General features: G+C 70.8%; 26 protein-coding genes. 17 read left to right on the top strand and 9 right to left on the bottom strand.

Features of this window, described 5'->3' with window-relative positions; all coding sequences use genetic code 11:
- Positions 1 to 15: 15 nt before the first annotated feature.
- From ACIBAG_RS12965 to kynU, 3 genes are all read left to right on the top strand, one after another.
- On the top strand, positions 16 to 429 hold the full coding sequence (locus ACIBAG_RS12965) for a DUF3151 domain-containing protein (protein ID WP_399104169.1): 414 nt from the start codon (positions 16 to 18) through the stop codon (positions 427 to 429).
- 152 nt (positions 430 to 581) lie between these two features.
- A complete protein-coding gene (locus tag ACIBAG_RS12970; protein ID WP_399104171.1) occupies positions 582 to 1,442 on the top strand; it encodes a tryptophan 2,3-dioxygenase family protein in 861 nt (286 codons plus the stop codon).
- A 10-nt stretch (positions 1,443 to 1,452) separates the two neighbouring features.
- A complete protein-coding gene (kynU, locus tag ACIBAG_RS12975; RefSeq protein ID WP_399104521.1) occupies positions 1,453 to 2,637 on the top strand; it encodes a kynureninase in 1,185 nt (394 codons plus the stop codon).
- Between the two features lie 79 nt (positions 2,638 to 2,716).
- Here the strand turns inward: kynU and ACIBAG_RS12980 are convergent, their stop codons facing one another.
- Entirely contained in the window at positions 2,717 to 3,319 is a 603-nt protein-coding gene (locus tag ACIBAG_RS12980; RefSeq protein ID WP_399104173.1) for a TetR/AcrR family transcriptional regulator, read from the bottom strand.
- A 211-nt stretch (positions 3,320 to 3,530) separates the two neighbouring features.
- On the opposite strand from ACIBAG_RS12980, the gene ACIBAG_RS12985 reads away from it, so the two are divergent.
- From ACIBAG_RS12985 to ACIBAG_RS13020, 8 genes are all read left to right on the top strand, one after another.
- Positions 3,531 to 4,523, top strand: a complete 993-nt coding sequence (locus tag ACIBAG_RS12985) for an alpha/beta hydrolase (RefSeq protein WP_399104175.1) — start codon at positions 3,531 to 3,533, stop codon at positions 4,521 to 4,523.
- 151 nt (positions 4,524 to 4,674) lie between these two features.
- A complete protein-coding gene (locus tag ACIBAG_RS12990; protein WP_399104177.1) occupies positions 4,675 to 5,766 on the top strand; it encodes an alpha/beta hydrolase in 1,092 nt (363 codons plus the stop codon).
- The gene (locus ACIBAG_RS12995; RefSeq protein ID WP_399104179.1) at positions 5,759 to 7,021 is read left to right on the top strand and encodes an acyltransferase; all 1,263 of its coding nucleotides are present in this window, start codon (positions 5,759 to 5,761) and stop codon (positions 7,019 to 7,021) included. The genes ACIBAG_RS12990 and ACIBAG_RS12995 overlap by 8 nt, the downstream gene beginning before the upstream one ends.
- A complete protein-coding gene (locus tag ACIBAG_RS13000; protein WP_399104181.1) occupies positions 7,014 to 8,396 on the top strand; it encodes a sensor histidine kinase in 1,383 nt (460 codons plus the stop codon). Before ACIBAG_RS12995 ends, ACIBAG_RS13000 begins: the two co-directional genes overlap by 8 nt.
- Positions 8,397 to 8,412: 16 nt before the next feature.
- Positions 8,413 to 9,087, top strand: a complete 675-nt coding sequence (locus ACIBAG_RS13005) for a response regulator (RefSeq protein ID WP_399104183.1) — start codon at positions 8,413 to 8,415, stop codon at positions 9,085 to 9,087.
- Between the two features lie 161 nt (positions 9,088 to 9,248).
- On the top strand, positions 9,249 to 10,586 hold the full coding sequence (locus tag ACIBAG_RS13010; protein ID WP_399104185.1) for a sensor histidine kinase: 1,338 nt from the start codon (positions 9,249 to 9,251) through the stop codon (positions 10,584 to 10,586).
- The gene (locus ACIBAG_RS13015) at positions 10,583 to 11,248 is read left to right on the top strand and encodes a response regulator (protein WP_399104187.1); all 666 of its coding nucleotides are present in this window, start codon (positions 10,583 to 10,585) and stop codon (positions 11,246 to 11,248) included. The genes ACIBAG_RS13010 and ACIBAG_RS13015 overlap by 4 nt, the downstream gene beginning before the upstream one ends.
- A gap of 29 nt (positions 11,249 to 11,277) precedes the next feature.
- Positions 11,278 to 11,718, top strand: a complete 441-nt coding sequence (locus ACIBAG_RS13020) for a VOC family protein (RefSeq protein WP_399104189.1) — start codon at positions 11,278 to 11,280, stop codon at positions 11,716 to 11,718.
- A 73-nt stretch (positions 11,719 to 11,791) separates the two neighbouring features.
- Here ACIBAG_RS13020 and ACIBAG_RS13025 read toward each other — a convergent pair whose 3' ends face one another.
- Complete coding sequence (locus tag ACIBAG_RS13025; RefSeq protein ID WP_399104191.1) at positions 11,792 to 12,358, bottom strand: TetR/AcrR family transcriptional regulator; 567 nt, start codon at positions 12,356 to 12,358, stop codon at positions 11,792 to 11,794.
- 162 nt (positions 12,359 to 12,520) lie between these two features.
- Between ACIBAG_RS13025 and ACIBAG_RS13030 the strand changes: the two genes are divergently transcribed.
- The 3 genes from ACIBAG_RS13030 (at position 12,521) to ACIBAG_RS13040 (ending at position 16,474) form a co-directional block, all read left to right on the top strand.
- On the top strand, positions 12,521 to 13,912 hold the full coding sequence (locus ACIBAG_RS13030) for an MFS transporter (RefSeq protein ID WP_399104193.1): 1,392 nt from the start codon (positions 12,521 to 12,523) through the stop codon (positions 13,910 to 13,912).
- A gap of 91 nt (positions 13,913 to 14,003) precedes the next feature.
- Complete coding sequence (locus tag ACIBAG_RS13035) at positions 14,004 to 15,212, top strand: FAD-dependent monooxygenase (RefSeq protein WP_399104195.1); 1,209 nt, start codon at positions 14,004 to 14,006, stop codon at positions 15,210 to 15,212.
- A gap of 41 nt (positions 15,213 to 15,253) precedes the next feature.
- Entirely contained in the window at positions 15,254 to 16,474 is a 1,221-nt protein-coding gene (locus ACIBAG_RS13040) for a cytochrome P450 (RefSeq protein ID WP_399104197.1), read from the top strand.
- Positions 16,475 to 16,496: 22 nt separating this feature from the next.
- Here ACIBAG_RS13040 and ACIBAG_RS13045 read toward each other — a convergent pair whose 3' ends face one another.
- From ACIBAG_RS13045 to ACIBAG_RS13060, 4 genes are all read right to left on the bottom strand, one after another.
- A complete protein-coding gene (locus tag ACIBAG_RS13045; protein WP_399104199.1) occupies positions 16,497 to 17,096 on the bottom strand; it encodes a hypothetical protein in 600 nt (199 codons plus the stop codon).
- Between the two features lie 30 nt (positions 17,097 to 17,126).
- Positions 17,127 to 17,711 (bottom strand): hypothetical protein, encoded by a 585-nt coding sequence (locus tag ACIBAG_RS13050; protein WP_399104201.1) that lies wholly within the window; start codon positions 17,709 to 17,711, stop codon positions 17,127 to 17,129.
- Between the two features lie 224 nt (positions 17,712 to 17,935).
- A complete protein-coding gene (locus ACIBAG_RS13055) occupies positions 17,936 to 19,540 on the bottom strand; it encodes an ABC transporter permease (RefSeq protein WP_399104203.1) in 1,605 nt (534 codons plus the stop codon).
- Positions 19,537 to 20,445, bottom strand: a complete 909-nt coding sequence (locus ACIBAG_RS13060) for an ATP-binding cassette domain-containing protein (protein ID WP_399104205.1) — start codon at positions 20,443 to 20,445, stop codon at positions 19,537 to 19,539. The genes ACIBAG_RS13055 and ACIBAG_RS13060 overlap by 4 nt, the downstream gene beginning before the upstream one ends.
- 74 nt (positions 20,446 to 20,519) lie before the next feature.
- Here ACIBAG_RS13060 and ACIBAG_RS13065 point away from each other — a divergent pair, with 74 nt between their 5' ends.
- Both ACIBAG_RS13065 and ACIBAG_RS13070 read left to right on the top strand, forming a co-directional pair.
- Complete coding sequence (locus ACIBAG_RS13065; RefSeq protein WP_399104207.1) at positions 20,520 to 21,026, top strand: GbsR/MarR family transcriptional regulator; 507 nt, start codon at positions 20,520 to 20,522, stop codon at positions 21,024 to 21,026.
- Positions 21,027 to 21,127: 101 nt separating this feature from the next.
- Positions 21,128 to 21,724: a Uma2 family endonuclease gene (locus ACIBAG_RS13070; RefSeq protein WP_399104209.1), complete on the top strand. Its 597-nt coding sequence runs from the start codon at positions 21,128 to 21,130 to the stop codon at positions 21,722 to 21,724.
- 1 nt (position 21,725) lies between these two features.
- Here the strand turns inward: ACIBAG_RS13070 and ACIBAG_RS13075 are convergent, their stop codons facing one another.
- Positions 21,726 to 22,586 carry a diacylglycerol kinase gene (locus ACIBAG_RS13075; RefSeq protein WP_399104211.1) on the bottom strand — a complete coding sequence of 287 codons (861 nt, stop codon included), beginning with the start codon at positions 22,584 to 22,586 and terminating at the stop codon, positions 21,726 to 21,728.
- Between the two features lie 198 nt (positions 22,587 to 22,784).
- Here ACIBAG_RS13075 and ACIBAG_RS13080 point away from each other — a divergent pair, with 198 nt between their 5' ends.
- On the top strand, positions 22,785 to 24,068 hold the full coding sequence (locus tag ACIBAG_RS13080; RefSeq protein WP_399104213.1) for an adenylosuccinate synthase: 1,284 nt from the start codon (positions 22,785 to 22,787) through the stop codon (positions 24,066 to 24,068).
- A 44-nt stretch (positions 24,069 to 24,112) separates the two neighbouring features.
- Here the strand turns inward: ACIBAG_RS13080 and ACIBAG_RS13085 are convergent, their stop codons facing one another.
- Positions 24,113 to 25,972: a protein kinase gene (locus tag ACIBAG_RS13085; RefSeq protein ID WP_399104215.1), complete on the bottom strand. Its 1,860-nt coding sequence runs from the start codon at positions 25,970 to 25,972 to the stop codon at positions 24,113 to 24,115.
- A 26-nt stretch (positions 25,973 to 25,998) separates the two neighbouring features.
- On the bottom strand, positions 25,999 to 26,565 hold the full coding sequence (locus ACIBAG_RS13090; protein WP_399104217.1) for a hypothetical protein: 567 nt from the start codon (positions 26,563 to 26,565) through the stop codon (positions 25,999 to 26,001).
- Positions 26,566 to 26,706 lie beyond the last annotated feature (141 nt).

A 26,706-nucleotide genomic window follows, 5' to 3' on the forward strand; every position in this document is an offset into this window, starting at 1 on the left:
GGCCAGACTGAACCCATGGCCATTCACGAAAACCTCCTCGGGGGCCCGCCCCCGACCCACCTCCCCGACGACCCCGGCCCGCGCGAGCTGCTCGCCGCCGGCACCGCCCCCGCGGACGTCGCCGCGAAGTACCCGACCTCCTCGCTGGCCTGGGCCCAGCTGGCCGACGAGGCGTTCGAGCGGGGCAGCGTCGTGGAGTCGTACGCCTATGCCCGTACGGGCTACCACCGCGGCCTGGACGCCCTGCGCCGCAACGGCTGGAAGGGCCACGGCCCGGTCCCGTGGGAGCACGAGCCGAACCGCGGCTTCCTGCGCGCCCTGCACGCTCTCGCCCGCGCCGCCGGACAGATCGGCGAGCAGGAGGAGTACGAGCGCTGCACGCAGTTCCTGAAGGACTCCTCGCCGACGGCGGCCCAGACCCTGGGCTAGCCCTGGCCTCCGCTCCCGTGAGGCCCGCCGGTGTGACCGGGCGGGCCTTGCGGTGTCCCGGGGCGATGGCTGAGTATGCCGGGTGGGGACCGGGGCCCCTTTGCCGATAACGGCAGGGCGGACCGCTACCCGGAGTTACACAGGAGACAGCAATGTCCCAGCAGGCTCACAGGTCCGTGGACCCGTCCGCGGAGACTTCGGAGCCCGAGACCCCGCATCTCGACTTCGCCGGCACGACGCCCTACGAGGACTACGTCAAGGCGGACGTGCTCACCCACCTCCAGCACACCCTCTCCGACGATCCCGGAGAGATGGTCTTCCTGGTCACGACCCAGGTGATGGAGCTGTGGTTCACCGTCATCGTCCATGAGTGGGAGACCGCGGCGCGCGCCCTGCGCGAGGACGACCCGCGCGTGGCGATCGACGCCCTGAAGCGTTCCGTACGGGAACTGGAGGCCCTCAACGCCTCCTGGAAGCCGCTCGGCCAGCTCACGCCGGCCCAGTTCAACGCCTACCGCAGCGCCCTCGGCGAGGGCTCCGGCTTCCAGTCGGCGATGTACCGCCGGATGGAGTTCCTGCTCGCCGAGAAGTCCGCGTCCATGCTGGTCCCGCACCGCGGCGCACCCCGCGTCCACGCGGAACTGGAGAAGGCGCTGCACGAGCCGAGCCTGTACGACGAGGTGCTGCGGTTCCTCGCCCGGCGCGGGTGCGACGTCCCCGAGGCCGTCCTGCGGCGGGACGTCTCGCAGCGGTACGTGCCGTCCGACGAGGTCGAGGCCGTCTGGACCGCGATCTACGCGGGCGACCAGAACTCCGAACTCACCCGGCTCGGCGAGGCGTTGACCGACGTCGCGGAACTCGTCTGGCGCTGGCGCAACGACCATCTGGTCGCCACCCGGCGCGCGATGGGCGCCAAGCCCGGCACGGGCGGCTCGGCCGGGGTGGCCTGGCTGGAGAAGCGCGCACAGAAGAACGTGTTCCCGGAGCTGTGGACGGCGAGGTCCCATGTCTGAGCCGACCGCCATGTCCGAGCTGGTGGCGAGGGCGGGCACGCTGGACGCCGCCGACGAACTGGCCGGCACCCGCAAGCAGTTCGTTCTCGACGACGTTGTCTACCTGGACGGCAACTCCCTGGGCGCGCTGCCCGCGAACGTCCCCGGCCGCGTCGAGGACGTCGTACGGCGGCAGTGGGGCGAGCTGCGCATCCGGTCCTGGGACGAGAGCGGCTGGTGGACCGCGCCCGAGCGGATCGGCGACCGGATCGCCCCGCTGGTCGGGGCCGCGCCCGGCCAGATCGTGGTCGGCGACTCTACAAGTGTCAACGTCTTCAAGGCACTTGTGGCGGCCGTACGGATGGCCGGGGACGACCGCGACGAGATCCTCGTCGACGCGACCACCTTCCCCACCGACGGGTACATCGCCGAGTCGGCGGCCCGGATGACCGGCCGTGCGCTGCGCCCCGTGACGCCCGCCGAGGTGCCCGCGGCGCTGTCCGGCCGTACCGCCGCCGTCCTCCTCAACCACGTCGACTACCGCACCGGCCGGCTGCACGACCTGCCGTCCCTGACCGCAGCCGTGCACGCGGCGGGGGCGCTCGCCGTGTGGGACCTGTGCCACAGCGCGGGCGCGCTGCCGGTCGGACTGGACGAGCACGGGGTGGACCTGGCCGTCGGCTGCACCTACAAGTACCTGAACGGCGGCCCCGGTTCACCGGCGTACCTGTATGTGCGCCGGGAGCTCCAGGACCGCTTCGACTCCCCGCTGCCCGGCTGGAACTCGCACGCCGAGCCCTTCGGGATGCGCGCCGACTTCGAACCGGCGGCGGGCGCGCTGCGCGGTCGCGTCGGAACGCCGGACATCCTCTCCATGCTCGCCCTGGAGGCGGCGCTGGAGGTCTGGGACGGCGTGTCGATCGAGGCGGTACGGGCGAAGTCGCTCGCGCTGACGGACTTCTTCCTGGAATGCGTCGGGGCGTACACGGGCGAGGGGCGCGTGGAGTCGGTGACGCCGGTGGCGCATGCGGAGCGCGGCAGCCAGGTGGCGTTGCGGTGCCCGGACGCCGGGGACGTGATGAAGCGGCTCATCGAGCGAGGCGTCGTCGGCGACTTCCGGCATCCGGATGTGCTGCGGTTCGGCTTCACGCCGCTGTACGTGGGGTTCGCGGACGTGGAGCGGGCGGCGCGGGTGCTGGCCGAGGTGCTGCGCTGACCCCGGCCGCCGGTCCTAGGCCGTGTCAGCAAAGTCCCGCCTGCCCTCCGGGCGGACGACGGGACTTTGCGGACACGACCTAGGTGACATACACCCCCGCCGCGGCGGCGGCGTGCGCGGCCCGTGCGGCGCGCTCCGCGGCGGGGGCGTCCGGGATCGTCCCGGTCGTCAGCAGCTGGTAGTAGAGGGGCGCCGACACCGCCCGTACGACCGCCTCCGCGTCCGTGCCGGCAGGCAACTCGCCCCTGGCGACGCCCTGTTCCACGCACGGCGCCCACTCCGCCACCCGCAGCTCGTAGAACCGCCGCAGCGCCTGCGCCGTACGTTCGTCGCAGGTCGCCGCGGCGATGACGGCGCGGAAGAGCGCGCCCTGCCGGGGATCGGCCAACGTCCGCCGCACCAGCTCCGCGTTGGCCCGCAGATCCCCGAGCACGGACCCGGTCTCCTCGCGGGGCAGCGACTGCTCGGCCATCTCGGCGAGCAGGTCGGCCACCAGTCCCGTCACCGAGCCCCACCGCCGGTACACCGTCGTCTTGCCGACCTCCGCGCGCCGGGCGACGTCGGCGAGGTCGAGGCCGTCGAAACCCTGCTCCGCCAGAACGTCCCCGGCCGCCCGCAGCACGGCCGCACGGACACGCGCGGTGCGCCCTCCGGGACGTACGGTGCCGGGTTCGGCGGACATATCGGCCTCCTTGGTGCGCATACGATGCGCGACGCGATCTTCGATGCCAGCGTAACGAAACAGCAGAACCGTTTAACCCTCACCGAGCGTGACATCCCCGTGTCGACGCACGTCACCGGCCTGGTACCGTCCCCGCCAACGGCCGAATCCCCACCCTGGTCCGCCACCCCCGCCACCGTGCAAATCCTTTATGTCGCTGAGAGGTTGGAGCATGCCGGACGACGTCGCAGCAGCCCGGGCCGCCGCAGAGGAGGAGTCGGCCTTCTCGCACCCGCCCGTCGACCCCGACGCCATCGCCTCGTACGGCGGCCACCCCGACCAGGTGATCGACTTCTACGCGCCACGCGGCGAGGCCGGCCCGGGCGGCCCGGCCCCGCTGGTCGTCCTGCTGCACGGCGGGGCGTGGCGGGCGCCGTACGACCGACGGCATGTCACTCCGTTCGCGGGCTTTCTGGCGCGACGGGGGTTCGCCGTGGCCAATGTGGAGTACCGGCGGGGGGCGGAGATCGCGGGGGTGACCGGGGTGACCGGCGTGACGGGGGCTGCCGGCGCTGCGGGGGGCGTCGAGGGTGCGAGGGTCACGCAGGGTACCGGTGGCCCGGCTGGTTCGGGGGGCGCGGGGGATGCGGGCGGTGGTCCGGTCGCCGGGCGCTGGCCGGAGACCTTCGACGACGTCGCCGCCGCGCTGGACGCGCTGCCCGCGCTGGTACGGGAGGCGCTCCCGCAGGCCGACCCGCGCCGGATCGTGCTCACCGGCCACTCGGCCGGCGGCCACCTGGCCCTCTGGGCGGCGGCCCGCCACTGCCTGCCCGCGGACGCCCCCTGGCGCACCGACCGGCCCGCGCCGCTGCGGGGTGTGGTCGCCCTGGCCCCGATCGCGGACTTCACGGTCGCCGACAAGCTGGACGTCTGCGGGGGCGCGGCGCGGCAACTCCTGGGCGGCGCGGAGGAGTTCGCCGAACGCCGGCCGTACGCCGACCCCGCGCTCCTGCTCCCGACCGGCATCGCCACGACCCTCGTCCAGGGCCGCACGGACGATGTCGTTCCGCAGGCCGTCGCCGAGTCGTACGCGGACGCGGCGGCGAAGGCCGGGGAGGTCGTCGGGCTGACGCTGCTGGAGGACGTCGGGCACTTCCCGCTGATCGATCCGGCGGCGGACGCGTGTGCGGTGGTGGTTGAGGAGATCGCGCAGTTGGCGTGGTGAGCCCTGTCGTGGGGCTGCCCCCTCATACCCGTAGTACCTGAGAGCTACCTCGCAGGTGAGCTCCCTGGCGTGACGCGGACGACGAGTCCGGATCCGTAATTTCCCCACCAGACAAGCCCGATGGCCGGGCGGACTGGAAGGGAAGACGACCATGGGGCGTACGACGGGGGCAGCCGAGGCGAGCGCGCCGACCGATGCGCGGGATCCGCGTACGGGTCCGGAGCCGCATACGGCACAGGAGACGAGCGAGCCGACACGGCCGACCCGCATCCATGGCGCTCACCGCACCGCCCGTTGGCGCCGGGTCCTCCTCGCCTCCCTGATCACGGGCGCCGTCGTCGTCCCGCTGTCCGGCGCCGCGCGCCCCGAGATCCCCGCCCCGGCCCCGGCCGCCCTCGCCGCTCCGGTGACGGCGGCGACGCTGGACGAGGCGTACGCGGCCAACCGTGCCAACGCCGCCGAGGCGTCCCGTATGGCCGAGGCCCACGGCAACCGTGAACGGGCCGCCGCGGACCGCGCGATGGCCGACCCGTCCCGCCGCTTCCTCGCCTTCGACGGCCGCGGCCCCGGCCTCGCGACGGAGGTCTTCGGCGACCTGGCCCACGCCGACCGCGTCGCGGTCCTGGTCCCGGGCTCCGACACGTCCATCGACACCTACGACCGCTTCCGCGACGCCGCGAGGGCCCTGCACGAACGGCTCACCCGACAGGCCCCGCAGGGCACCCGCACGGCCGTCGTGGCCTGGCTCGGCTACGAGACACCGGCCACGGTCAGCACCACGGTCGCGACGGCGGGCAGAGCGGAGGAAGCGGCCCCGAAACTGCGGGAGTTCATACGGCGGCTGCGTGCCGTCACCGGCCAGGAGACCCACGTCTTCCTCCTGTGCCACTCCTACGGCTCGGTGGTCTGCGGCCGCGCCGCCTCCCACCTGGACGTGGACGACATCGCGCTGCTCGGCAGCCCCGGCACCGGCGCCGACACCGCCGCGGCGCTGCACACCCCGGCCCACGTCTGGGCGGCCCGCGGCGGTGACGACTGGGTCGCGGAGGTCCCGCACATCGAGGTCGACCTGCTCGGCACCACCGTGGGCTTCGGCGCCGACCCGGTGTCCCCGTCCTTCGGAGCCCGGGTCTTCGCGGCGGGCGACGGCGGCCACAGCGACTACTTCAGGCCGGGCTCCACGTCCCTGGCCAACCTGACCCGCATCGTCCTGGGCGAGACCTCGGAGGTGTCCCATGGCTGACTCCCCGACCGCGAGGGAGGTACCCCCGCTCGGACGAAGCCGGGAGCGGGGGAGGATTCGCGGCGCGTGGACGGGCATACGGCGAGGGGCCGCCCGTGTCGACGCCGCCACGCCCGCCGAGAGGGACCGGGCGGTCGACGCCCTGCGCGCCTTCGCCATCCTCGGCGTGGTCCTCGGCCACTGGCTGGTCACGGCCCTGGTGGCGGACGGCGAGGGCCTGCACACCGCGAGCCCGCTCCAGCACATGCCCTGGCTGGCCCCGATCTCCTGGGTCTTCCAGACCCTCGCCGTGTTCTTCCTGGTCGGCGGCCATGTGGCGACGCGCGGCTACACGTCGGCCCGGGCCCGGGGCGCGACGTACGGACAGTGGCTGCGGTCGCGGCTGGCCCGCCTGTTCAAACCGGTGGCGGCCGTCCTCACCCTGTGGACGGTGGCGTCACTCCTGCTGCTCGTCTCGGGCACGGACCCGGCCACGATCCACGCGCTGCTCAAACTGGCCCTGTCCCCGCTGTGGTTCCTGCTGGTCTTCGCGGCGCTGACGGCGGCGACACCCCTCCTGCTGCGTCTCAACCCGCTCTGGCCGCTGGCCGTCGTCCTCCACGTGGACCTCCTTCGCTTCGGATTCGGCGCCCCCGCCTGGCTCGGCTGGGTGAACGTGGCGGCCGGCTGGCTGGTGCCGTACACCCTGGGCGCGGCCTGGACCCGGGGCGAGCTGGAGCGCCGCCGCGCGGGGTGGATCCTGCTGACGGCCGGCGCGGTCGGGACGGCCGCGCTGGTCGCCGGGGCCGGCTACCCGGCGTCGATGGTCGGCGTCCCGGGCGCCGGGATCTCCAACCTCAACCCGCCGACGCTGGCCGCGGTCGGCTTCGGCCTGGCCCAGTGCGGCCTGGCCCTGCTCCTGCGTGAGCCACTGCGCCGTGCGATGCGCCGCCCCCTGGCCTGGGCGGCGGTGGCCCTCGTCAACCTCTCCGCGATGACGATCTTCCTCTGGCACCAGACGGCCCTGATGGCGACCACGGCCGCGCTGCTGCAGACCGGCCGCCTGCCCGGCCTGCACACGCTCCCCGACGACCTCGTATGGGTGGCGGCCCGTTTGGCCTGGCTCCCGCTGTTCGCCCTGGCGCTGGCAGCCTGCTGGACGGCCTTTCGCACCTACGAGCAGGGCCCGCGCCGGCCGACCGGCCGCCGCTCCCGGGTCATCCGGGCCCAGCGGGTCTCTCACGGCAGTGAAACGGAGGTACGCCACCATGCCTAGGGTTGGCGATGTGTCGGAGACGGGGGCGGGGATGGGGGCGGAGCCCGGGACCCGGCGCGCGTTCGTGAGCCGATCGCGGCGCCGGCTGCGGGTGCTGCGCGACGACCTGTGGACGGTCAGGGTGGACCCGCTGCCCCCCTCGGTGTGGTTGCGCTGGCTGCCGCACGGGGTGCTGTGCCTGGTGGCGACGCTCGGCATCACGCTCGGCGGCACGGCACAACTCCAGGACGACGGAGCGCTGGCCTTCGGGATCGCCTTCCCGGTCGCGATCGCGCAGGGTGGCGCGCTGGTGCTCGCCATGTGGCGGCCGATCCCGGCGTGGTGGCTGTCGATGGCGGCCACCGTGGTCGGGGCCCTCGCGGTGCGTCAGCGGCTGCTGTCCGGTGACGCGCACGATTTCACCTGGCCGTGGACGTCGGCCGGGCTCATCGCGCACCTGCTCGTGCTGCTGCTGCTCGCCCTTCGGGTGCCCACCCGGGTGTCCGTCGAGGTGCTGGCCCTGTCCGCGCTGGTCACCTACGTCCTTCAGGGCCTGCTGGGCGCGCCGGGCTACCAGAGCACCGGGGCGGTCGCCGTCTCTCTGTTCGTCGTCGCCGTGGTGCTCGGCATGGCGCTGCGCGGCCGCCGGGAAGCCCGTGCCGAACTCGGCCGGCAGACCACCATCACCGCCGAGGAGCGGGCCCGGCGCACCCTCCTGGAGGAGCGCAGCCGTATCGCCCGCGAACTGCACGACGTGGTCGCCCACCACATGTCGGTCATCTCCATCCAGGCCCAGGTGGCGCCGCACCTGGCGGAGAACCCCTCCGAGGAGCTGCGGGCGAACCTCGCGGGCATCCGGCAGAACGCCCTGGACGCGCTCACCGAACTGCGCCGGGTCCTCGGGGTCCTGCGCTCCGAGGACCCCGACAACCCGGAGGACCCCTACGGCCTCGGCGGGCCGGGCACCGGAGCCGCCCCCGACGCGCCACAGCCCGGGCTCGACCGGCTCGACGCCCTCATCGCGAACACCCGTGCCGCCGGACTGGACGTCGTCACCGACATAAGGGGCGAGGCCCACTCGTACCCCACGGGAGTCGAGCTGTCCGCGTACCGGATCATCCAGGAGGCACTCAGCAACGCCCTGCGGCACGCGCCCGGCTCGGAGGTGCGCGTCGAGATCTCGCACGACTACCACGGCCTGCATCTGGGCGTCGTCAACTCCCGCCCCCAGCGACCGGTTCCGCCTTCCTCGGGCGCGGGACACGGCCTGCTCGGCATGCGGGAGCGCGCGGCGATGCTCGGCGGCCACCTCACCGCGGCCCCGACCCAGCACGGCGGCTTCGCGGTCTCGGCCTTCCTCCCACGGGGCGACGCCCCGTCCGCTCCCCACCCCTGACAGGAGAACCGCCCCCATGACGAGCAGCCCCATCCGTGTACTCATCGCCGACGACCAGCAGATGGTCCGGCAGGGTTTCTCCGTGCTGCTCAACACCAAGCCCGACATCGATGTGATCGGGCAGGCGGTCGACGGCCTGGACGCGGTGGCGAAGGTCGCCGAACTCGCCCCCGACGTCGTGCTGATGGACATCCGCATGCCCGAGCTCGGCGGCATCGAGGCCACCCGCCGGATCACCGACGCGACACCGCACATCAAGGTGCTGGTGCTGACCACCTTCGACCTCGACGAGTACGTGTACGAGGCGCTGCGCGCCGGTGCCTCGGGCTTCCTCCTCAAGGACGCCTCAGCCGACCAACTGGCCGAGGCGGTGAGGATCGTGGCCGCCGGGGACGCGCTCCTCGCGCCCGGCATCACCCGCCGCCTGCTCGCCCAGTTCTCCCGCCTGGACAAACGGCCCCGCAGCCCGCTCAAGGACCGCGTCGCCGGCCTGACCGAACGCGAGACGGAGGTTCTCGCCCTGATCGCGCAGGGCCTGTCGAACGCGGAGATCGCCGAGCGGCTGGTCGTGGCCGAGCAGACCGTGAAGACCCATGTGGGCCGGATCCTGGTGAAGCTGGGGCTGCGGGACCGGACGCAGGCGGCGGTGTTCGCGTACGAGTCGGGGCTGGTGCGGCCCTCCGGGTACTGAGCCGGCACGCAGGGCGGGCAGCTCGCGCACGACCTGCGGGGCAGCAGGGCGGGCACCAAGCCCACGACCTGCGGGGACACCCGTAGTACCTGAGACGGACCCGCGGGAACCCCTCTCACTGGGGACGACCGCGACACGGCTGTGCGCCTACCTTTCTGTACGTGACCGAGACGACTCAGACGCCGACCCCGCCGGGGGACGCGGCCAAGCAGCGCAGCCCGGAGTTCCGGCTGGCCGCGGACGCCCTGCAGGGGCTGCGGCAGGACCTGTTCCACGACGCCTTCGCCTACCGCCCGCTGCCGCGGATGAGTGTCGACGGCCCGCTGACCCGCCGGCTCCCGGGCCGCCTGCGGGAGTACGTGGCCTGGACACCGCACGCCCTGATCTCCGCGGTCGCCCTGCTCGCCCTGCTCATGGCCTCCGTCGACAACGAGGGTGCGGCCGTGGTGCTCGGTCCGCTCGCCGCGCTTCCGATCCTGCTGACCATGATCCGGCCGGTCGGAGCGTTCTGGCTGTCCATGGCGGCCACCCCGCTCAGCCAGCTCTTCGCCGACTCCGTGGACGGCTACCCCTGGCAGCCCGCCAACTTCGCCTGTCATCTGACCGTGCTGACGGTCGTGGCCATACGCACCAGGCCGCGCACGGCCGGCTACATGTGGGCCGTCACCGCGGCGTACGGCTTCGTGGCGGACGTGATATTCGGCCCGAGTTACTACTACGGCGACGACACCGCCCCGTTTCTGGTCTTCTCGGCGCTGATCCTGCTCGTCGTCGCCATCTGGCACACCCGCAGGCAGGCCCGCCAGGAGGTGACCGCCCAGCAGACGGTGACCGAGCACGAGCGCTCCCGGCGGACCCTGCTGGAGGAGCGCACGAACATCGCCCGCGAGCTGCACGACGTGGTCGCCCACCACATGTCGGTCGTCGCCATCCAGGCCGAGGCCGCGCCCTACCGGGTGGAGAACCCGCCGCCCGAGCTGGAGCGGGCCTTCGCCACCATCCGGGAGAACGCGGTGGCGGCCCTCACCGAACTGCGCCGCGTCCTGGGCGTCGTCCGCGCCGAGGACTACGAGGCCCCGGACGCCCCGCAGCCCACCCTCGCCGACCTGGACGCCCTGCTGGCGAACGTGCGGGACGCGGGACTGACCGTCGAGAAGGCGGTGACCGGCGCGGTGCGTGAACTACCGCCCGGCGTGGAGCTGTCGGCGTACCGGATCGTGCAGGAGGCCCTGAGCAACACCCTGCGGCACGCGCCCGGCGCGAGCGCCCGCGTGGAGATCGGGTACGTCCTCGGCGGCCTCGGTCTGCGCATAGTCAACGGCCCGCCGCCCGCGCCCGCCCTGGTCAAGCCTTCGCCGGGCGCCGGGCACGGCATCACCGGCATGCGGGAGCGGGTCACCATGCTGAACGGCGAGATGACGGCGGCCCGCACCGACGACGGCGGCTATGAGGTGGCGGTGTTCCTGCCGGTCACCATGACCACTGAGGACGGCTCATGACCATCCGCGTGCTGATCGCGGACGACCAGATGATGGTGCGCGAGGGCTTCTCGGTCCTGCTGAACGCGATGCCGGACATCGAGGTCGTCGGCGAGGCGGTGAACGGCCGCGAGGCGGTGGAGCGGGTCCGTGAACTCGCCCCGGACGTCGTGTTGATGGACATTCGCATGCCCGAGCTGAACGGCATCGAGGCGACCCGGGAGATCGTGGCGGCCGACGGCTCCGCGAAGGTCCTGGTGCTCACCACCTTCGACCTCGACGAGTACGTGTACCAGGCGCTGCGCGCGGGAGCCTCCGGGTTCCTGCTGAAGGACGCCTCGGCACGCCAGCTCGCCGACGGTGTGCGGGTCGTGGCGGGCGGCGAGGCCCTCCTCGCCCCCTCCGTCACCCGGCGGCTGATCACGGAGTTCTCCAAGCTGTCCGACTCCCCGCGCCTGATGTCCTCCGCGCACGCCGCGTACGGGGAGCTGACCGAGCGGGAGACCGAGGTGCTGGTCCTGATCGCGCAGGGCCTGTCGAACGCGGAGATCGCCGAGCGGCTGGTGGTCGCCGAGTCGACGATCAAGACCCACGTCAGCCGCATCCTGGTGAAGCTGGGGCTGCGGGACCGGACGCAGGCGGCGGTGTTCGCGTACGAGGCGCGGCTGGTCACGCCGGGCTGAGCGCGCCGCACGAGTCGTACGGTGGGGGAATGGAACAGCGCATCACTCTGATCACGCTGGGAGTCTCCGATCTGGCCCGCTCCAAGGCCTTCTACGAGGCCCTGGGCTGGCGGGGCCAGGAGGTGCAGGAGACCGTCTTCTTCCAGGCGGGCGGCCTGGGGCTGGTGCTGTGGGGCCGGGACAAGCTGGCGCGGGACTGCGGTCTGGAGCCCGGGCAGGCGGGCGGTTTCGGCGGTATCGTCCTCGCGCACAACGTGCGGTCCGAGGCGGAGGTCGACGCGCTCCTCGCGGCGGTGGAACGGGCCGGCGGGACGATCACCAAGCCCGCAGCCGTCAATGAGATCGGCTTCTACTCCAGCGCCTTCACCGACCCCGACGGCCACGCGTGGGAGATCGCCCACAACCCCGCCTTCCCTCTGGCCGAGGATGGCTCGGTCACCCTGCCGGACTTCGGCACGGCAACGTCCTGAAGGGGCGCGGGGCGGTATCGATAAACGGCTCCGCCGCGGGGGCGCGGCTCGTCCCGGCACCCCCAGCGGAGCGCTACCGCACCAGCGGGAGGAAGATCGTGTCGACGATCTCCTCGATCGCCTCGGGCGGCACCGGCCGTAGCGTCATCATCGTCTCGCCTCGAAGCAGGTCGAAGGGGAGTGAGGCGATCCGCGGCGTGAGCTTGGCCGGATCGATCTCGCCGCGCTCGATGGCGCGCTCCATGATCTCGTCGCGTCCGGAGCGGCGCCCGGCGACGAACATCTCGCGCAGCTCGGCGAAGCTGCTGTCGGTCTCGGCGAAGTAGCCGGTGAGCAGCAGGCTGAGTTGGACGAGGAACGGCCCCTGTTTCTCGCTCAACTCGGTGAGACTGGCGATCAGGTCGCCGCGCAGGGACCCGGTGTCGGCCGGGGTGATCCGTTGGAGCGCATTGCGGCGGACGACCGCCGCCTCGACCAGCTTCTGCTTGTCCGCCCAGCGCCGGTAGAGCACCGGTTTGCTGGTGCCGGCCCGCCGGGCGACGGAGTCGACGGTCAGGTTGGTGTACCCCCGCTCGCTCAACTCGTCCCAGGCCGCTTCGAGGATCGCCGCCTCGAGCGCATCGCCGCGCCGTCGTCCCACAACTCTCCTTAGAAACTTTGACGTTTCTTATCGGCGTACTCTACTCTTTCGAATAAGAAACCGATGCGTATCTTAAGGGGGATGCGTGTGACCACGCCAAGTACAGATGCCAGTACAGACGCCGGACTGCACAGGAGGTGGAACGGGAGGCTCATCGGCCTGGTGGCAGTCCTGGCCATGGTGAACTTCGTGGTCGACTCGGCCATCACCGCGCCCCTGCTCGTCCTCCCGGAGGTGCTCGACCACTTCGACACCGACCAGGCGGCGTGGCTCAACGCCACCGCGATGCTGGCGGGAGTGCTGTGGGCGCCCCTGCTCGGGAAGAGCGCCGACATCCACGGCAAGCGCAAGGTGCTCGTGCTGACGTTATTCCTGAGCTGTGCGGGCGCCGTGCTGTGCGCGGTGGCCCCCGGCATCTGGTTGTTCGTGCCGGGGCGCATGCTGCAGGGAGCGGCTCTGGCCACCGTGTTTCTCTCCGTCGCCATCGTTCGAGAGGTCTGCGCACCCCGGATCGCGATGATCATCGTGGGCATCGTGACCTCCGGCTCCGCGGTGCTCAACATCGCGTCCCGTTTCCTCATCGAGAAGCTGGCCGCGGAGTTCGGCTTCCAGATCCTGTTCCTGCTGTCGGCCTTCGTCGCGGCCGTGATGGCGATCTGTGCCCACCACGTCCTTCCCGAATCCTCGATCAGGACACCGGGCAGGATCGACGCCGGTGGTGCCCTCCTCCTCGGTGGAGGTCTGGCCGGGGTGCTCGGCTACGTCAGTCTGGGCTCGGACCTCGGCTGGTTCGCCGTCGGCCCGTCGGCTCTCCTCGTCGGTGGCGTCGCCGCACTGGCCAGGTGGTTCCTGGTCGCCGGGCGGAAGCCCGACCCTCTGATCGATGTCAGGGACCTCGGCGGGCCGTTGGTGCTCACGCTCCTCGTCGTCTTCCTCGCGGCCGGTTCGTACCAGAGCATGCTTCAGCTCATCCCGTTCCTCGGTGAGGTCTCCGCGGATCAGCGACTCGGGTACGGACTGGCCGACCAGGGATCCGTGGCACTGCTGCTCGCGGCGCCGGGAGTCGGCGTCACGCTCGGAGGTCCGGGGGCCGGATGGCTTGCCGCACGCATCGGACCGGCTCTGACCCTGGCCGGGGCGATCATGCTCGGAACGGTGGTGACCATCGGGATGTTCCTCGGGGCTTCCCGGCTTGCCGCCGCGCTCTGTTGCGGATTCCTGCTGGGCGTCACGGTGGGAGCGCTCGGGACATCCGGCTTCAACATGGCGGGGAGCCTGGCGCCCGCCGAACGGCAGGGCATCGTGTCCAGCCTGGTCATGGTCATGGTCTCGACCGGATCCGTGGTGCTGGACTTCGTGGGCGCGGCCGTGCTCAAGTCGACCGCAGTGGTCGTCGACGGCGAAACGACCTACTCGGCCACAGGCGTGTACGGCTACATAGCGATCGCCTCCGGCGCGTTCGCGATCGCCGCCGTGCTGGTCGTCATCCTCGTGCGAAGCACACGCCTCAGCCGCGACTCGCCGTCGTCGACGGTTTCCTCGCCCACAAGGTGATCCGAGCGATCCGAGTCGGATTTCGCATGTCACATGACGAACTTATGTCTCATGACCGACTTATGTCTCATGAGGACTGAGGAGTTGGCGAATGAACGCAAGCACTGCGCCGAAAGGCACGGTACTGGTGTCCGGTGCGAGCATCGCGGGTCCCGCCGTGGCGTTCTGGCTGCGCCGGTTCGGCTTCGCGGTGACGGTGGTGGAGAAGTCCGCCGGACCGCGGGGTGGCGGGTACCCGATCGACGTGCGTGGCACCGCGGTGGAGGTGGCTCGCCGGATGGGAATCCTGACGCGGCTCCAGGAAGCGCATATCGAGTCGCGCCGGTTGACCTTTCTCCATGCCGATGGCAGTGAGGCGGCGGTGGTTCATCCACAGGCGGTGGGCGGCGGGCTCGAGGGACGTGACGTCGAGGTGCCTCGCGGGGTGTTGACGGAAGTCCTGTACGGGGCCGTCCGGGACGAGGTGGAGTTCGTGTTCGAGGACTCCATCGATGTGCTCACGGAACACGAGCACGGTGTCGACGTCACCTTCCGCAGCGGCGTCCAGCGCGGCTTCGACCTGGTCCTGGGCGCGGACGGCCTGCACTCGCACACCCGGAAGCTCGTATTCGGCCCCGAGCGGCAATTCCACCGCTATCTGGGGTACTGCTTCGCCATCTTCGCCATGCCCAACACCTTCGGGCTCTCCCATGAAGCGCTCATCTGGAACACTCCCGGAAGGGCCGCGGCGCTCTACGCCGTCAAAGACAGCGAAGAGCTGCACGCGTTCCTCAACTTCGCCGGCCCGGAACCACCCCACGAGGTCCTCCGCGACCCCGAGGCACAACGTGACCTCATCGCCACCACCTTCGGCGAGGACGGTTGGGAAGTCCCGGCCATGGTCGCCGCGATGCACCACGCGAGGGATCCGTTCTTCGACACCGTGAGCCAAGTCCACATGCCGCGCTGGTCCAGCGGCCGGGTCGCGCTCGTCGGCGATGCCGCCTACGCCCCGTCGTTCCTGACCGGGCAGGGTTCCAGCCTGGCCCTCGTCGGAGCCTATGTGCTCGCCTGCTCGCTGGCCGCCCATCGCGACCACGCCGCGGCCTTCGCCGCCTACGAACGCGGCATCCGCGGATTCGTCGAACTGAACCAGGCACAGGTCGGTGAAGGCGACGCGGCGCTCTTCCCCACCACCGCCGAGGCCCTTGAAAGGCGCAACAACAGGCTTCGCGGCCTCACCACCCTGCCACCGGCAACCGGCCGCCCGGCCCACACGGCACTCACCCTGCCCGCGGAGTCGGCGTCACCGGCCTTCTAGACCCCTGGTCAGAGAGGGGCACGGCGTTCTAACGTCCGTGCATGGCAGCTCCTTCCGACCTCGCTTTCGACCCGTGGGACCAGGCGTTCCTGGCCGACCCGTACCCCGCCTACGCCGAACTGCGTGCCCGGGGCCGGGTGCACTGGTTCGAGCCCACCAACCAGTGGCTGGTGCCGCATCACGCGGACGTCTCCGCGCTGCTGCGCGACCGCAGGCTGGGCCGGACGTACCAGCACCGTTTCACGCACGAGGACTTCGGCCGGACCCCGCCCCCGCCGGAGCACGAGCCGTTCCATGTCCTCAACGACCACGGGATGCTCGACCTGGAGCCGCCGGACCACACCCGGATCCGCCGGCTGGTGTCGAAGGCGTTCACGCCGCGCACGGTGGAGCGGCTGAAGCCGTATGTGCGCGATCTGGCCGGGGACCTGGTCTCGGCGCTGGTCGAGAAGGGCGGCGGTGACCTGCTGACGGACGTCGCCGAGCCGCTCCCCGTCGCGGTGATCGCCGAGATGCTGGGCATCCCCGAGGCGGACCGGGCGCAGCTGCGGCCCTGGTCGGCGGACATCTGCGGGATGTACGAGCTGAACCCGTCGCAGGAGACGGCGGCGAAGGCGGTGCGTGCGTCGGTGGAGTTCTCGGACTACCTCACGGAGCTGATCGCGGCCCGGCGCGCGGAGCCGGGGGACGACCTGATGTCCGGCCTGATCGCGGCGTACGACGAGGGCGACCGGCTCACCGAGCAGGAGATGATCTCGACGGCCGTCCTGCTCCTCAACGCCGGCCACGAGGCCACGGTGAACGCCACGGTCAACGGCTGGTGGGCGCTGTTCCGCAACCCCGGCCAGCTGGCCGCCCTGCGCGCCGACCACTCCCTGATCCCGTCCGCGATCGAGGAGCTGATGCGCTACGACACCCCGCTCCAGCTCTTCGAACGCTGGGTCCTGGACGACATCGAGATCGCCGGCACGACGATCCCGCGCGGCGCGGAGATCGCCATGCTCTTCGGCTCTGCCAACCATGACCCCGAGGTCTTCCAGAACCCCGACCGCCTGGACCTCACCCGCGAGGAGAACCCGCACATCTCCTTCAGCGCGGGCATCCACTACTGCATCGGGGCTCCGCTGGCCCGTATCGAGCTGGCGGCGTCGATGGCGGCGTTGCTGGAGCGGGCCCCGACGCTGCGGTTGGCGGCTGAGCCGGAGCGGAAGCCGAACTTCGTGATCCGGGGTCTGGAGGGGCTGAGCGTCGAGGTGGGGTGATCAACCGGAGAAGTTCTCCGGGTCACGAGGAGGTGACTGCGGAAAGGATCTTATTTCTTTGCTCTTCCTTGCCCACGACGACAGAAATGGACTTTCCATCGGCGGAACGGGACAGCGAGACCGATCCTGCACGCCGTATCTCCTTGCCGTCGTCAACAGGTGAATAGTTGACGACGGCAGCCTTCTTGCTGCACGAGAGTTCCGCCCAGGCCGGGGTGTCCCCCGACCCGTATCCGGACGTCTTCATGTAAGGGCCGAACGGCAGGCGTGAACTTCCCTCGTCGGCCTTCTTCGGCCACGAAGTGAGGAGTTGCAGTGAAGGTTTCTGATGTGTTCCCGAAGGGGTGGCGAGGAGTCCGCACTTTTCCCCCTCGGTATACACGATCAGCCGTTCGCTGCCCACGCCCACTTCGCCGATCACTCTCCGGTCGGCCTCGTGGGGAGTGACATCCAATTCGGCGAAGGGGTCACCGGCCACGTCGACCGTGGGGAGTTTCGGTAGTTCGGCGATGACCGGTGCACCGGATGGTCTGGCGGTCCCCGTATCCGTTGCCGTACAAGCCGAGCAGGCAAGTCCCACTGTGACGCCGGCGATGAGACGACGAATCGTCCGCGTCATCATCGGTGCTCTCCCTGGTCTCGGGAAATGTGGCTACTCGGTCCACTGGTTGAAGCACACGCCGACCGGCCGCATTGCCCAGCTGGACCCCTTGTTCTGGCCGCCATAGTAGACGTTGAAGGTGTACATGTCGTAAAGGGGGTATGCCTCGATGTAGCCGAACTTCCCCCTGGGTACTTCGTACCGAGTCTGGTCCTCGACCGTCGTGGTGCCCGTCACCTTGAAGCCGAGCTTTCCGGAGACCACCTCGGCGTCGACCGCGACCTCGCTGCTCAGTTCCGCGGAAACGGACTTGGAAACCGTCATGACGAGGGTCGTCTTACCGGCCCCGCTCGTCTTCTGAAGCTTGGTGGTGCCACAGACCTCGTTCGGGCCGTTGATGTTCTTGAGCGAGTAGCTCGCCCTGGTGGAGGCGCCGGAAGACGCCGGGGCCGGCGCGGCGGGTGCGGTTCGCTTCACGACGGTGTTGGTGCCCGGCTTGAAGAAGCCGTCAGGAACGGACGTCGAAGCGGTCGCAGTTTCCTGCGTGGAAGCCTGTGCGGCCGAAGCGGTCCCGGCCCCGGTCATGGGCAGAATCGCAACGCCGGCGAGCAGGGCAATCTTCGATATGCGGTTCATGTTTCCCCGTTTCATCTTCACCCGGTGGTCAATTGGGTGATTGGTGATCGGCGATCGGTGATTGCGAAGTTAGGGGCCGCAGACATTCGCGGTCAAGGAATGGTTGTACGGATTGAGCTTCATTTGAGGAAACGGATGGCGGATACACCTACTTCCCGTGCTTCAGCTCCTATGTCTGCGTTTGTCTTCTGTGTGTGCCATATGCGGATTTCCGGATGCGGCGGTCACGTCGTCATGTCCCGCCGCCGCAGCCCCGCCAGCCCCCCAGCCACCAACACCACCGCGAGACCGGTCAGGGCCAGCACCGGCCCCCACTCCATCCCCCCGCCCGGCAACTTCGGCAGCTGCCCGAAGGGCGACAGATCGAGCACCGCCTGCGGAACATCCAGCGCAGGGCCGACCCAGCCGATCAGCAGCACCGCCCCGGCCACGCCCCACGCCCCCAGCGCCACCCGCGGCAGCACCCCGTACAGCAGCACCGCCAGCCCGCCGACGACCCACACCGCCGGAAGCTGCACCAGGCAGGCGCCCAGGATCGGCCCGGCCTCCTTGCCGTAGCCGACGGCGAAGCCCAGCCCCGCCAGCACCATGATCAGGGCGGACCCGGCGAAGGCGATCACCAGGTGGCCGGACGCCCAGCGCAGTCGGCCCACCGCGGTGGCCAGGATCGGCTCGGCCCGCATCGACGTCTCCTCGCCGTGCAGCCGCAGGACCGAACCCACCACGTACAACGCGGCGATCAGGCCCAGCATCCCCACCATCGACGCCAGGAACGCGTCCGTCAGCCCCGACTGACCGCCCATCCGCTCGAAGATCTCCCGCGCGTTGTCGTTGTCGCCGACCAGGTCGGCCACCCCGTCGGTCAGCCCGCCGTACACGACCCCGGCGAGGAAGAAGCCGATGCTCCAGCCGAGCACGCTCCCGCGCTGCAGCCGCCAGGCCAGCGCGCCCGCTGTGCCGAGGCGCCCGACGGCGGGACCCGGCCGCGCGGGCAGGAAGCTCATCCCCACATCCCGGCGCCCGGCGAGTCCGTACGCCACCACGCCCTGCGCCACGGCCGCCGCCGCGAACAGCGGCAGCACCCACCACCGCTCGTCCGCGAAGGCCCGCAGGTTCTCCAGCCAGCCGAGCGGCGACACCCACGTCAGCGCCGAAGAGCCGTCGTCGCTCGCCGCGTCGCCCGCCGCCCGCAGTACGAACGCGGCCCCCAGCAACCCGGCCGTCAGCCCGCGCGCCAACCGGGCGCTCTCCGTGACCTGGGCGATGATCGCCGCCAGGGTGGCGAACACCATGCCGACCCCGGCGAGGCCGAGCCCGAAGGCCAGTGCCCCGGCTGCGCCCTGTCCGGCCAGTCCGACCGTCACCAGCAGAGCGAGCACCGCGTTCGCGACCGCCGCCGTCAGCAGTGCCGCCGTCAGGGAGGCCCGGCGGCCCACCATGCCGGACGCCACCAGCTCCTGGCGGCCGCTCTCCTCCTCGTCCCGGGTGTGCCGTACGACGAGGAGCAGGCTCACCACGGCCGCGAGGGCGCCCGCGTAGACGCCGACGCGCCAGGCCGTCAGGGCGCCGATCGAGTCGTCGAAGACGGGACCGATCAGCGCGCGGAAGGAGGCGTTGGCCGCCGTGTCCCGCACGAGGTTCGCGCGGTCGGCCGGGGAGCCGTACAGGTTCTCCAGCGTGTTCGGCATGGAGAGGATCATGAGCGCGTTCACGCCCACCCAGGCCGGGATCATCAGCCGGTCGCGGCGCAGCGCGAAGCGCAACAGCGTTCCGGTGCCCGCCAGTTGGCGCGTTCCGCCCGGCCGTACCTCGAAAGCCGCGGCGGTCATCGCGCGGTCGCCCCCTCGCGTACGTCGTCCTGGTAGTGCCGCAGGAACAGCTCCTCCAGCGTCGGCGGCGTCGAGGTCAGGGACCGCACGCCGGACTCGCTCAGCGAGCGCAGTACGGCGTCCAGCTTGTCGGTGTCGACCTGGAGGCGGACGCGACGGCCCCGTACGTCGAGGTCGTGGACGCCCGGCAGGCGGGACAGCCCGTTGGGCGGGCCCGCCAGCTCGGCCGTGACGCTGGTCCGGGTCAGATGGCGCAGGTCGGCGAGCGAACCGCTCTCGACGGTACGGCCCCTGCGGATGATGCTGACCCGGTCGCAGAGCTCCTCCACCTCGCTGAGGATGTGGGACGACAGCAGGATCGTCCTGCCCCTGTCCCGCTCCTCCTCGACGCACCGCTGGAAGACCTCCTCCATCAGCGGGTCCAGGCCGGACGTCGGCTCGTCGAGGATCAGCAGGTCCACGTCCGAGGCGAACGCGGCGACCAGGGCGACCTTCTGCCGGTTGCCCTTGGAGTAGGTACGGCCCTTCTTCGTCGGGTCCAGCTCGAACCGCTCGACCAGCTCGGCGCGGCGCCGGGTGTCGAGGCCGCCGCGCAACCGGCCGTAGAGGTCGATGACCTCACCGCCGGACAGGTTCCGCCACAGCGTCACGTCACCGGGCACGTACGCGATCCGCCGATGCACCTCGACCGCGTCCGCCCAGGGGTCGCGGCCGAGGACCTGCGCGCCGCCCGAGTCGGCGCGCAGCAGACCGAGCAGGACGCGGATGGTGGTGGACTTGCCGGCGCCGTTGGGGCCGAGGAAGCCGTGGACCTCGCCGGTCTCGACGTCCAGGTCGAGCCCGTCGAGCGCGTGCGTCTTGCCGAACGACTTGTGGAGTCCGGAGACGGTGATGGCCTTCGTCATGCTTCAGAACGTACGCTTTTTTCAGAAATTTGTGAAGTTAAGGAAGCGTATGAAGTGCGGAATAGGATGGGCGCATGACGGAAGCAGTAGGTGAAGCAGCAGGTGGCGGGCGGGACGCCGAGGCCGTGTCGAAGTTCGTCGAGTCCTTCGCGGCGCAGCTCGTCGAGGCCGGGATGCAGCGCATGGCCGCCCGGGTCTTCGCCGCGCTGCTCTCCTCCGACAAGGGCGTGATGACCTCCGCGGAACTGAGCGAACAGCTGCGGATCAGTCCCGCGGCGGTCTCCGGAGCGGTGCGCTACCTGGCCCAGACGCACATGGTCTCCCGGGAACGGGAGCCCGGCTCCCGTCGCGAGCGCTACCGGGTGCACGGCGACCAGTGGTACGAGGCCCTGACCAACCGCGAGGCCGTCCTCAAGCGATGGGAGACGGCACTGCGCGAGGGCGTCAGCAGCCTCGGCGCGGACACCCCGGCGGGGCGCCGCATGGCCGAGACGCTGGCCTTCTTCGAGTTCATCGAGGGGGAGGTGGCGGCGATGATGGAGCGGTGGCGGGTGCGCCGCGAGGAGACGTTCGGTATGTGACGCCCGGCGCTGTCTGCGGAGATCGACTACGTAGCTGTATGCGAGTCGCTACTCTGAGTTGTGGCTAGCCCGTATTGAGGGGAGGGCGCATCATGACGTTGATGACTGAGCGACCGGCGATAAGCGGCATCGAGCCCTACAGCTTCGAGGACATGCTGGACATCCTCGACGAGTTGGACGTGCCTGGCTACAAGGCCGAGATCGTCAGAGGGGGCTTCGTCTTGTCGCCGTGGTCGAAGGGGTACTACCACCGCGTGATGGAGCAGGTGTGTGAACAGCTGAAACCCTACCTTCCCGAAGGCCACCACATCAGCTGCGGTCCGTTCCTCTACGTGTTCCCAGGAGACGCGTGTGCGTATGGGCCGGACGTTCATGCGGCGCATGAGCAGGTCTTTGAAACGGAGAGCAACCGCTTGGACGGCGAGGCCCTGTCCTTCGTCGCGGAGCTGACTTCTCCCTCCACTCGGAACGACGACCTGACCGGGAAGGTGGAGGTCTATGCCGGGGCAGGTGTCCCCGTGTACCTGATCCTCGACATGCAGCAGCAAGAGGCCACCGTCTACGGGTCCCCGTCGGCAAAGGAGTACCAGATCCGCATCAAGAAGCCGTTCGGTGAAAGGCTCCCCATCCCCGATCCCTTCGGCTGCATCCTCGACACCAGCCAGTTCCACCGACCCAAGAAGAACACTCAGTCCTGACTCACCCCGCTGCCGGCACCGTCAACCCCCAAGCCCCCTCCCGCACCACCCACGTCCGCGTCCGCACCGGCCCCGACACCTCCGCATCCGCCCGGTACCGGAAATGCGCCCCCGACACGGTCACCGTCCGCCCCTCACCCCGCAGCGGTGACGCCTCCGCGCCCAAAGAAGCCCGCCGCACCTCCACCGCGGCCACCCCGGCCGCCCCCGGCGTCACCGACACCGCCTCCACCGGCTGGTCGAGGTCCACCAGCGTCGCCCCGTCGACCTCGACCCGCAACCGCGACGGCCCGGACCCGGCGGCGGAGGGAGCCCGCGCCGGCACCAGGGTCCGTACGAGCGACTGGCACGTCCGCAGCCACGGCCGCCCGGCGCCCGGTCCCACCGCGGTGGCACCGTTCGGCGCGGCAGGGTCCCGTACCGGCGGGATCCGCAACTCGCCCAGGACCACCCCGTCACTGTCGTCCACGAGAAGGTCCAGCCGCCGCTCCACCCCCTCCAGCACGGCCCGGGCCGCCGCCACCGCCCCCGTCGGCACGCCGAGGGATCCGGCCAGCGACAGCGCGCCCCCGACCGGCACCACCGACAGCGCACATTCGGCCAGCTCCCGCTGCCGGTGCAGCAGGGTCACCGCACGCGTCAGTGCGCGGTCGTCGCCGACCACCACCGGCCGCCGCGACCCGCGCCGCGCCAGTGCCCGGGCGAACTCGTCGGGATCGTCCGGCAGGCACACTTTCGTCGCCGCACCCGCGCTGAGCACGTCTTTCGCGATCCTGACCGACTCTCCGTCCGTCATCCGAGCGACCGGATCGATCACCACCAGCAGCTGGTCGGACATCGCGAAAGTCGCCACCTCGGCCATGCCTCGCTTCCTCGGGTAGCATCTTTGTGCAAGAGCCCCTTGCGCTATTGCGCCAGGGGCTTCGTCTATTCCGGGGCCATCCGGTCCGACGGTGCGCGGCCAACGACGGTCGCGGTGCCGGTCGTGGTGCACGCGGCGGAAACCCTACGCGTGCGCCCCTGACCTTGGACATGCCCCGCCCGGAAGGGGTGTACGCGCGTGCCCGCACTTGTGCTGCTCGGTGCTCAGTGGGGTGACGAAGGCAAGGGAAAGGCGACGGACCTGCTAGGCGGATCCGTCGACTACGTGGTGCGCTACCAGGGCGGCAACAACGCCGGCCACACGGTAGTCGTGGGTGATCAGAAGTACGCCCTCCACCTGCTCCCTTCCGGAATCCTGTCCCCGGGGTGCACCCCGGTCATCGGCAACGGTGTCGTCGTCGACCCGTCGGTCCTGCTCTCCGAGCTGAGCGGTCTGAACGAGCGCGGCGTCGACACGTCCAAGCTCCTCATCAGCGGAAACGCGCACATCATCACGCCGTACAACGTGACGGTGGACAAGGTGACGGAACGCTTCCTCGGAAAGCGGAAGATCGGGACCACCGGGCGCGGCATCGGCCCGACCTACGCCGACAAGATCAACCGCGTCGGTATCCGCGTCCAAGACCTCTACGACGAGTCGATCCTGGAGCAGAAGGTCGAGGCGGCCCTCGACGTCAAGAACCAGATCCTCACCAAGCTCTACAACCGCCGCGCGATCGCCGTCGAGCAGGTCGTCGAGGAGCTGCTGGGCTACGCCGAGAAGATCAAGCCGTACGTCGCCGACACGGTCCTGATCCTCAACCAGGCGCTGGAGGACGACAAGGTGGTCCTCTTCGAGGGCGGCCAGGGCACGCTCCTCGACATCGACCACGGCACGTACCCGTTCGTCACGTCCTCGAACCCGACCGCGGGCGGCGCCTGCACGGGCGCGGGCGTGGGCCCGACCAAGATCAGCCGTGTGATCGGCATCCTCAAGGCGTACACCACCCGCGTCGGTGCCGGCCCGTTCCCCACCGAGCTCTTCGACGCGGACGGCGAGGCGCTGCGCCGCATCGGCGGCGAGCGGGGCGTGACGACGGGTCGCGACCGGCGCTGCGGCTGGTTCGACGCCGTCATCGCCCGCTACGCCACCCGCGTCAACGGCCTGACCGACTTCTTCCTCACCAAGCTGGACGTCCTGACCGGCTGGGAGGAGATCCCGGTCTGTGTGGCGTACGAGATCGACGGCAAGCGCGTCGAGGAGCTCCCGTACTCCCAGTCCGACTTCCACCACGCCAAGCCGGTCTACGAGACCCTGCCCGGCTGGTCCGAGGACATCACGTCGGCCAAGTCCTTCTCGGACCTGCCGAAGAACGCGCAGAACTACGTCAAGGCGCTGGAGGAGATGTCCGGCGCGCCGATCTCCGCGATCGGCGTGGGCCCCGGCCGGGACGAGACGATCGAGATCAACTCGTTCCTTTAGGAGACGGTGGGGCGCCCCGGCGGTTGTGGAGCCGCCGGGGCGCCTCAGTTCACGTGCCGTAGGCGCTCGACGGTGCGTGGAATGCCCTTGTCGCGGGTGTCCTGCGGCCAAGCCAGGCGGGTGATGGCTGTGCCGTCCGGGGACATCGCCAGCCCGTAGGCGTCCCAGTAGTGGCAGGCCTGGTCGGACACATCGCGGTCCACCTCGACGGGGCCGTAGACCAACTGGGACGCGCCGGACAGTTCGTGGATCCTGGCGGACCAGACGCAGTACCGTCCGCCGTGGACGTCGAGCCCGCTGATCCTCGACGTATCGGAGTTCCCGTCCTGGATGGTCAGGTGGTGGCCCTTCCCGGAGTCCCAGGTGCCCGTATAGGCGGCCGGGATGTGGGGGTTGCCGTACATGGCGCCGGTCAGGGTGAACTCGGCGTCGGGCCACGTCCAGGACAGGCTCTCCCCGTCGGTCAGCGACAGCGTCTGTCGGCCAAGGGGCAGGCAGCGGTCCTGGTCGCCTTGAGCAGGCAGGACGACGTCCACATGGGCCCTGGCGAGTACGAGGGTGTCGGCCTGGCGGGACAGCACCTTGCTCCAGCCCCAGCACGTCAGTCGGCCGTGATGCACGACGAAGCCGACGTTGCTGCCCCGGGAGGGCCTGCCGGACACGGCGAGCTCGGCGTAGGCTTGGCCGTCGGGGATGGAACCCTGGCCCTCCCACCGCCCGACAAGCGGATCCTCCTCGTCGTAGGCCCCGCCCATACCGAGCAGTGACGGCACGAGGAGCAGCGCGCCCGCCACCGCCAGGGCCGCCGACGCCACCGTGATCCGCAGCCACGTCCGCCGTCGGGGCTCTTCCACCCTGCGCACGCTAGGCGGCCTGATCCCCGCCTCCGGCAGGTCCAGCACATCGCGCGCCGCGCCCGAGCCGTCCGCGTCGAAGCCCCGTACGTCCGGAAACGTCGGCGCATGCGGCGGCACCGACACCGCCGGTACCGGATCCGACTCGGCGAGCTGCACCTCCGCGTCCAGGAGCCGTGCCGCGTCCCGCCCCAGCCGGGCGAGGAGTTCGCCGGGGAGCCAGGAACGCGCCACGGCGTGCCGGGTACGGTCGATCAACTCCCGTACGGAGGGGCGCTGTTCGGGCTCCTTGGCGAGGCACTGCCGAATCAGGTCCGCCAGTCCGTCGGGTACGCCGTCCAGGTCCGGCTCCTCGTACGCGATGTGGAACATCACGCTGTGCACCCCGGCGCCTTCGCCCGGGAAGGGCAGTCTGCCGGTCGCCGCGTACGTCAGCACGGACCCCAGGGAGAACACGTCGCTTGCCTGGCCCAGCGTCTCGCCCCGCACCTGTTCGGGCGACATGAACGCCGGCGTCCCCAGCACGGCACCCGGCTCGGTCAGGCTGCCGCCGAGGCTCGCCGTGTAACCGCGCGCGAGGCCGAAGTCGATGACCCGGGGACCGTCGACGGTGAGCAGGATGTTCGCCGGTTTGAGATCCCGGTGCACGAGTCCGGCCTCATGGATCGCCTGCAGCGCGAGAGCGAGGCGATGGGCGAGGACGTGCACGGAGGTCGACGGCAACGGCCCGAAGTTCCCGTCCACCACCGTGTTGAGCGACGGCCCGGCCACGTACCCGGTGGCCACCCAGGGCGTCTTGGCCTCGGTGTCCGCATCCAGCACGGGCGCGGTCCACTCGCCCCCGACCTTGCGCGCGGCGGCGACCTCTCGGGCGAACCGCCGCCGGAACTCCGGGTGCAGGGCGAAGTCCGTGTGCACCAGCTTCAGGGCGACCGTACGACCGCCCTCGGAGCGTGCCAGATAGACGCGGCCCATGCCCCCGGCCCCGAGCCGGGCGATCAGGCGGTACGAGCCGATGTACGACGGATCGCCTGCGACCAGGGGCTGCATGGCCGGGATCATTCCATATGGCGCAACTACCGTGTGCTGGAACAGATTTGCTGCGCGGCCCACGGCGTCGGGACTGCGAGGCACAGGTGTACGGCTGTGCTCAACCGGGCGTCGATCGCCGAGGGGTTCGTGGACGGCGTGAGGGCGTAGGGCAGTGCTGTGGTGAGGACGGCCAGGGTGGCGCTGTCGCGTTCGGCCGGTGCCGTGATGTGGCCCGTCACATGCTCGCGCAGCCAGAGCCGTGCCGTCGTGTGCCAGTCCGTGACCGGCCGCAGGATCGCGGCGTGCACCAGCTCCGGGTCGGTGCGGGCCATCGCCCCGACGACGGGGTGTTCCCGCAGAAGGCGCGCGGCGCGCACCACGAAACGCACCTGCCGGCAACGTGGCGGCAGGGTGTCCGGCACCTCGCGGGCCACGAACAGCAGACGCCTCGGCTCAAGCCGTGTGGCCTCCCGGATCAGGGCATCGCGACCCGCCCAGTTCCGGCAGAGAAAGGGCCGGTTCGTGTCGGCCAGGCGCGCGATCTGCGCCATCCCGGCACGCCGGGGCCCGTGCATTCGGCGTCCGCGCATGTCGAGGCGTGTCTGGTGCATGCGCGTCAATGGGTGCCAACTTCCCTTCCTGCCAAGGTTGTTGAGGTGGTACGGGCAGCCGGGTGTCCCTGGCTGGCGGAATGTCCTGCGGTGGGGCGGCGGGCTGGTTCGGGGGCTGCTGAAGGGGCGGGTCGCGCCCGC

It is taken from the genome of Streptomyces sp. NPDC051243 (assembly GCF_044455405.1).
Taxonomy (GTDB): Bacteria; Actinomycetota; Actinomycetes; order Streptomycetales; family Streptomycetaceae; genus Streptomyces.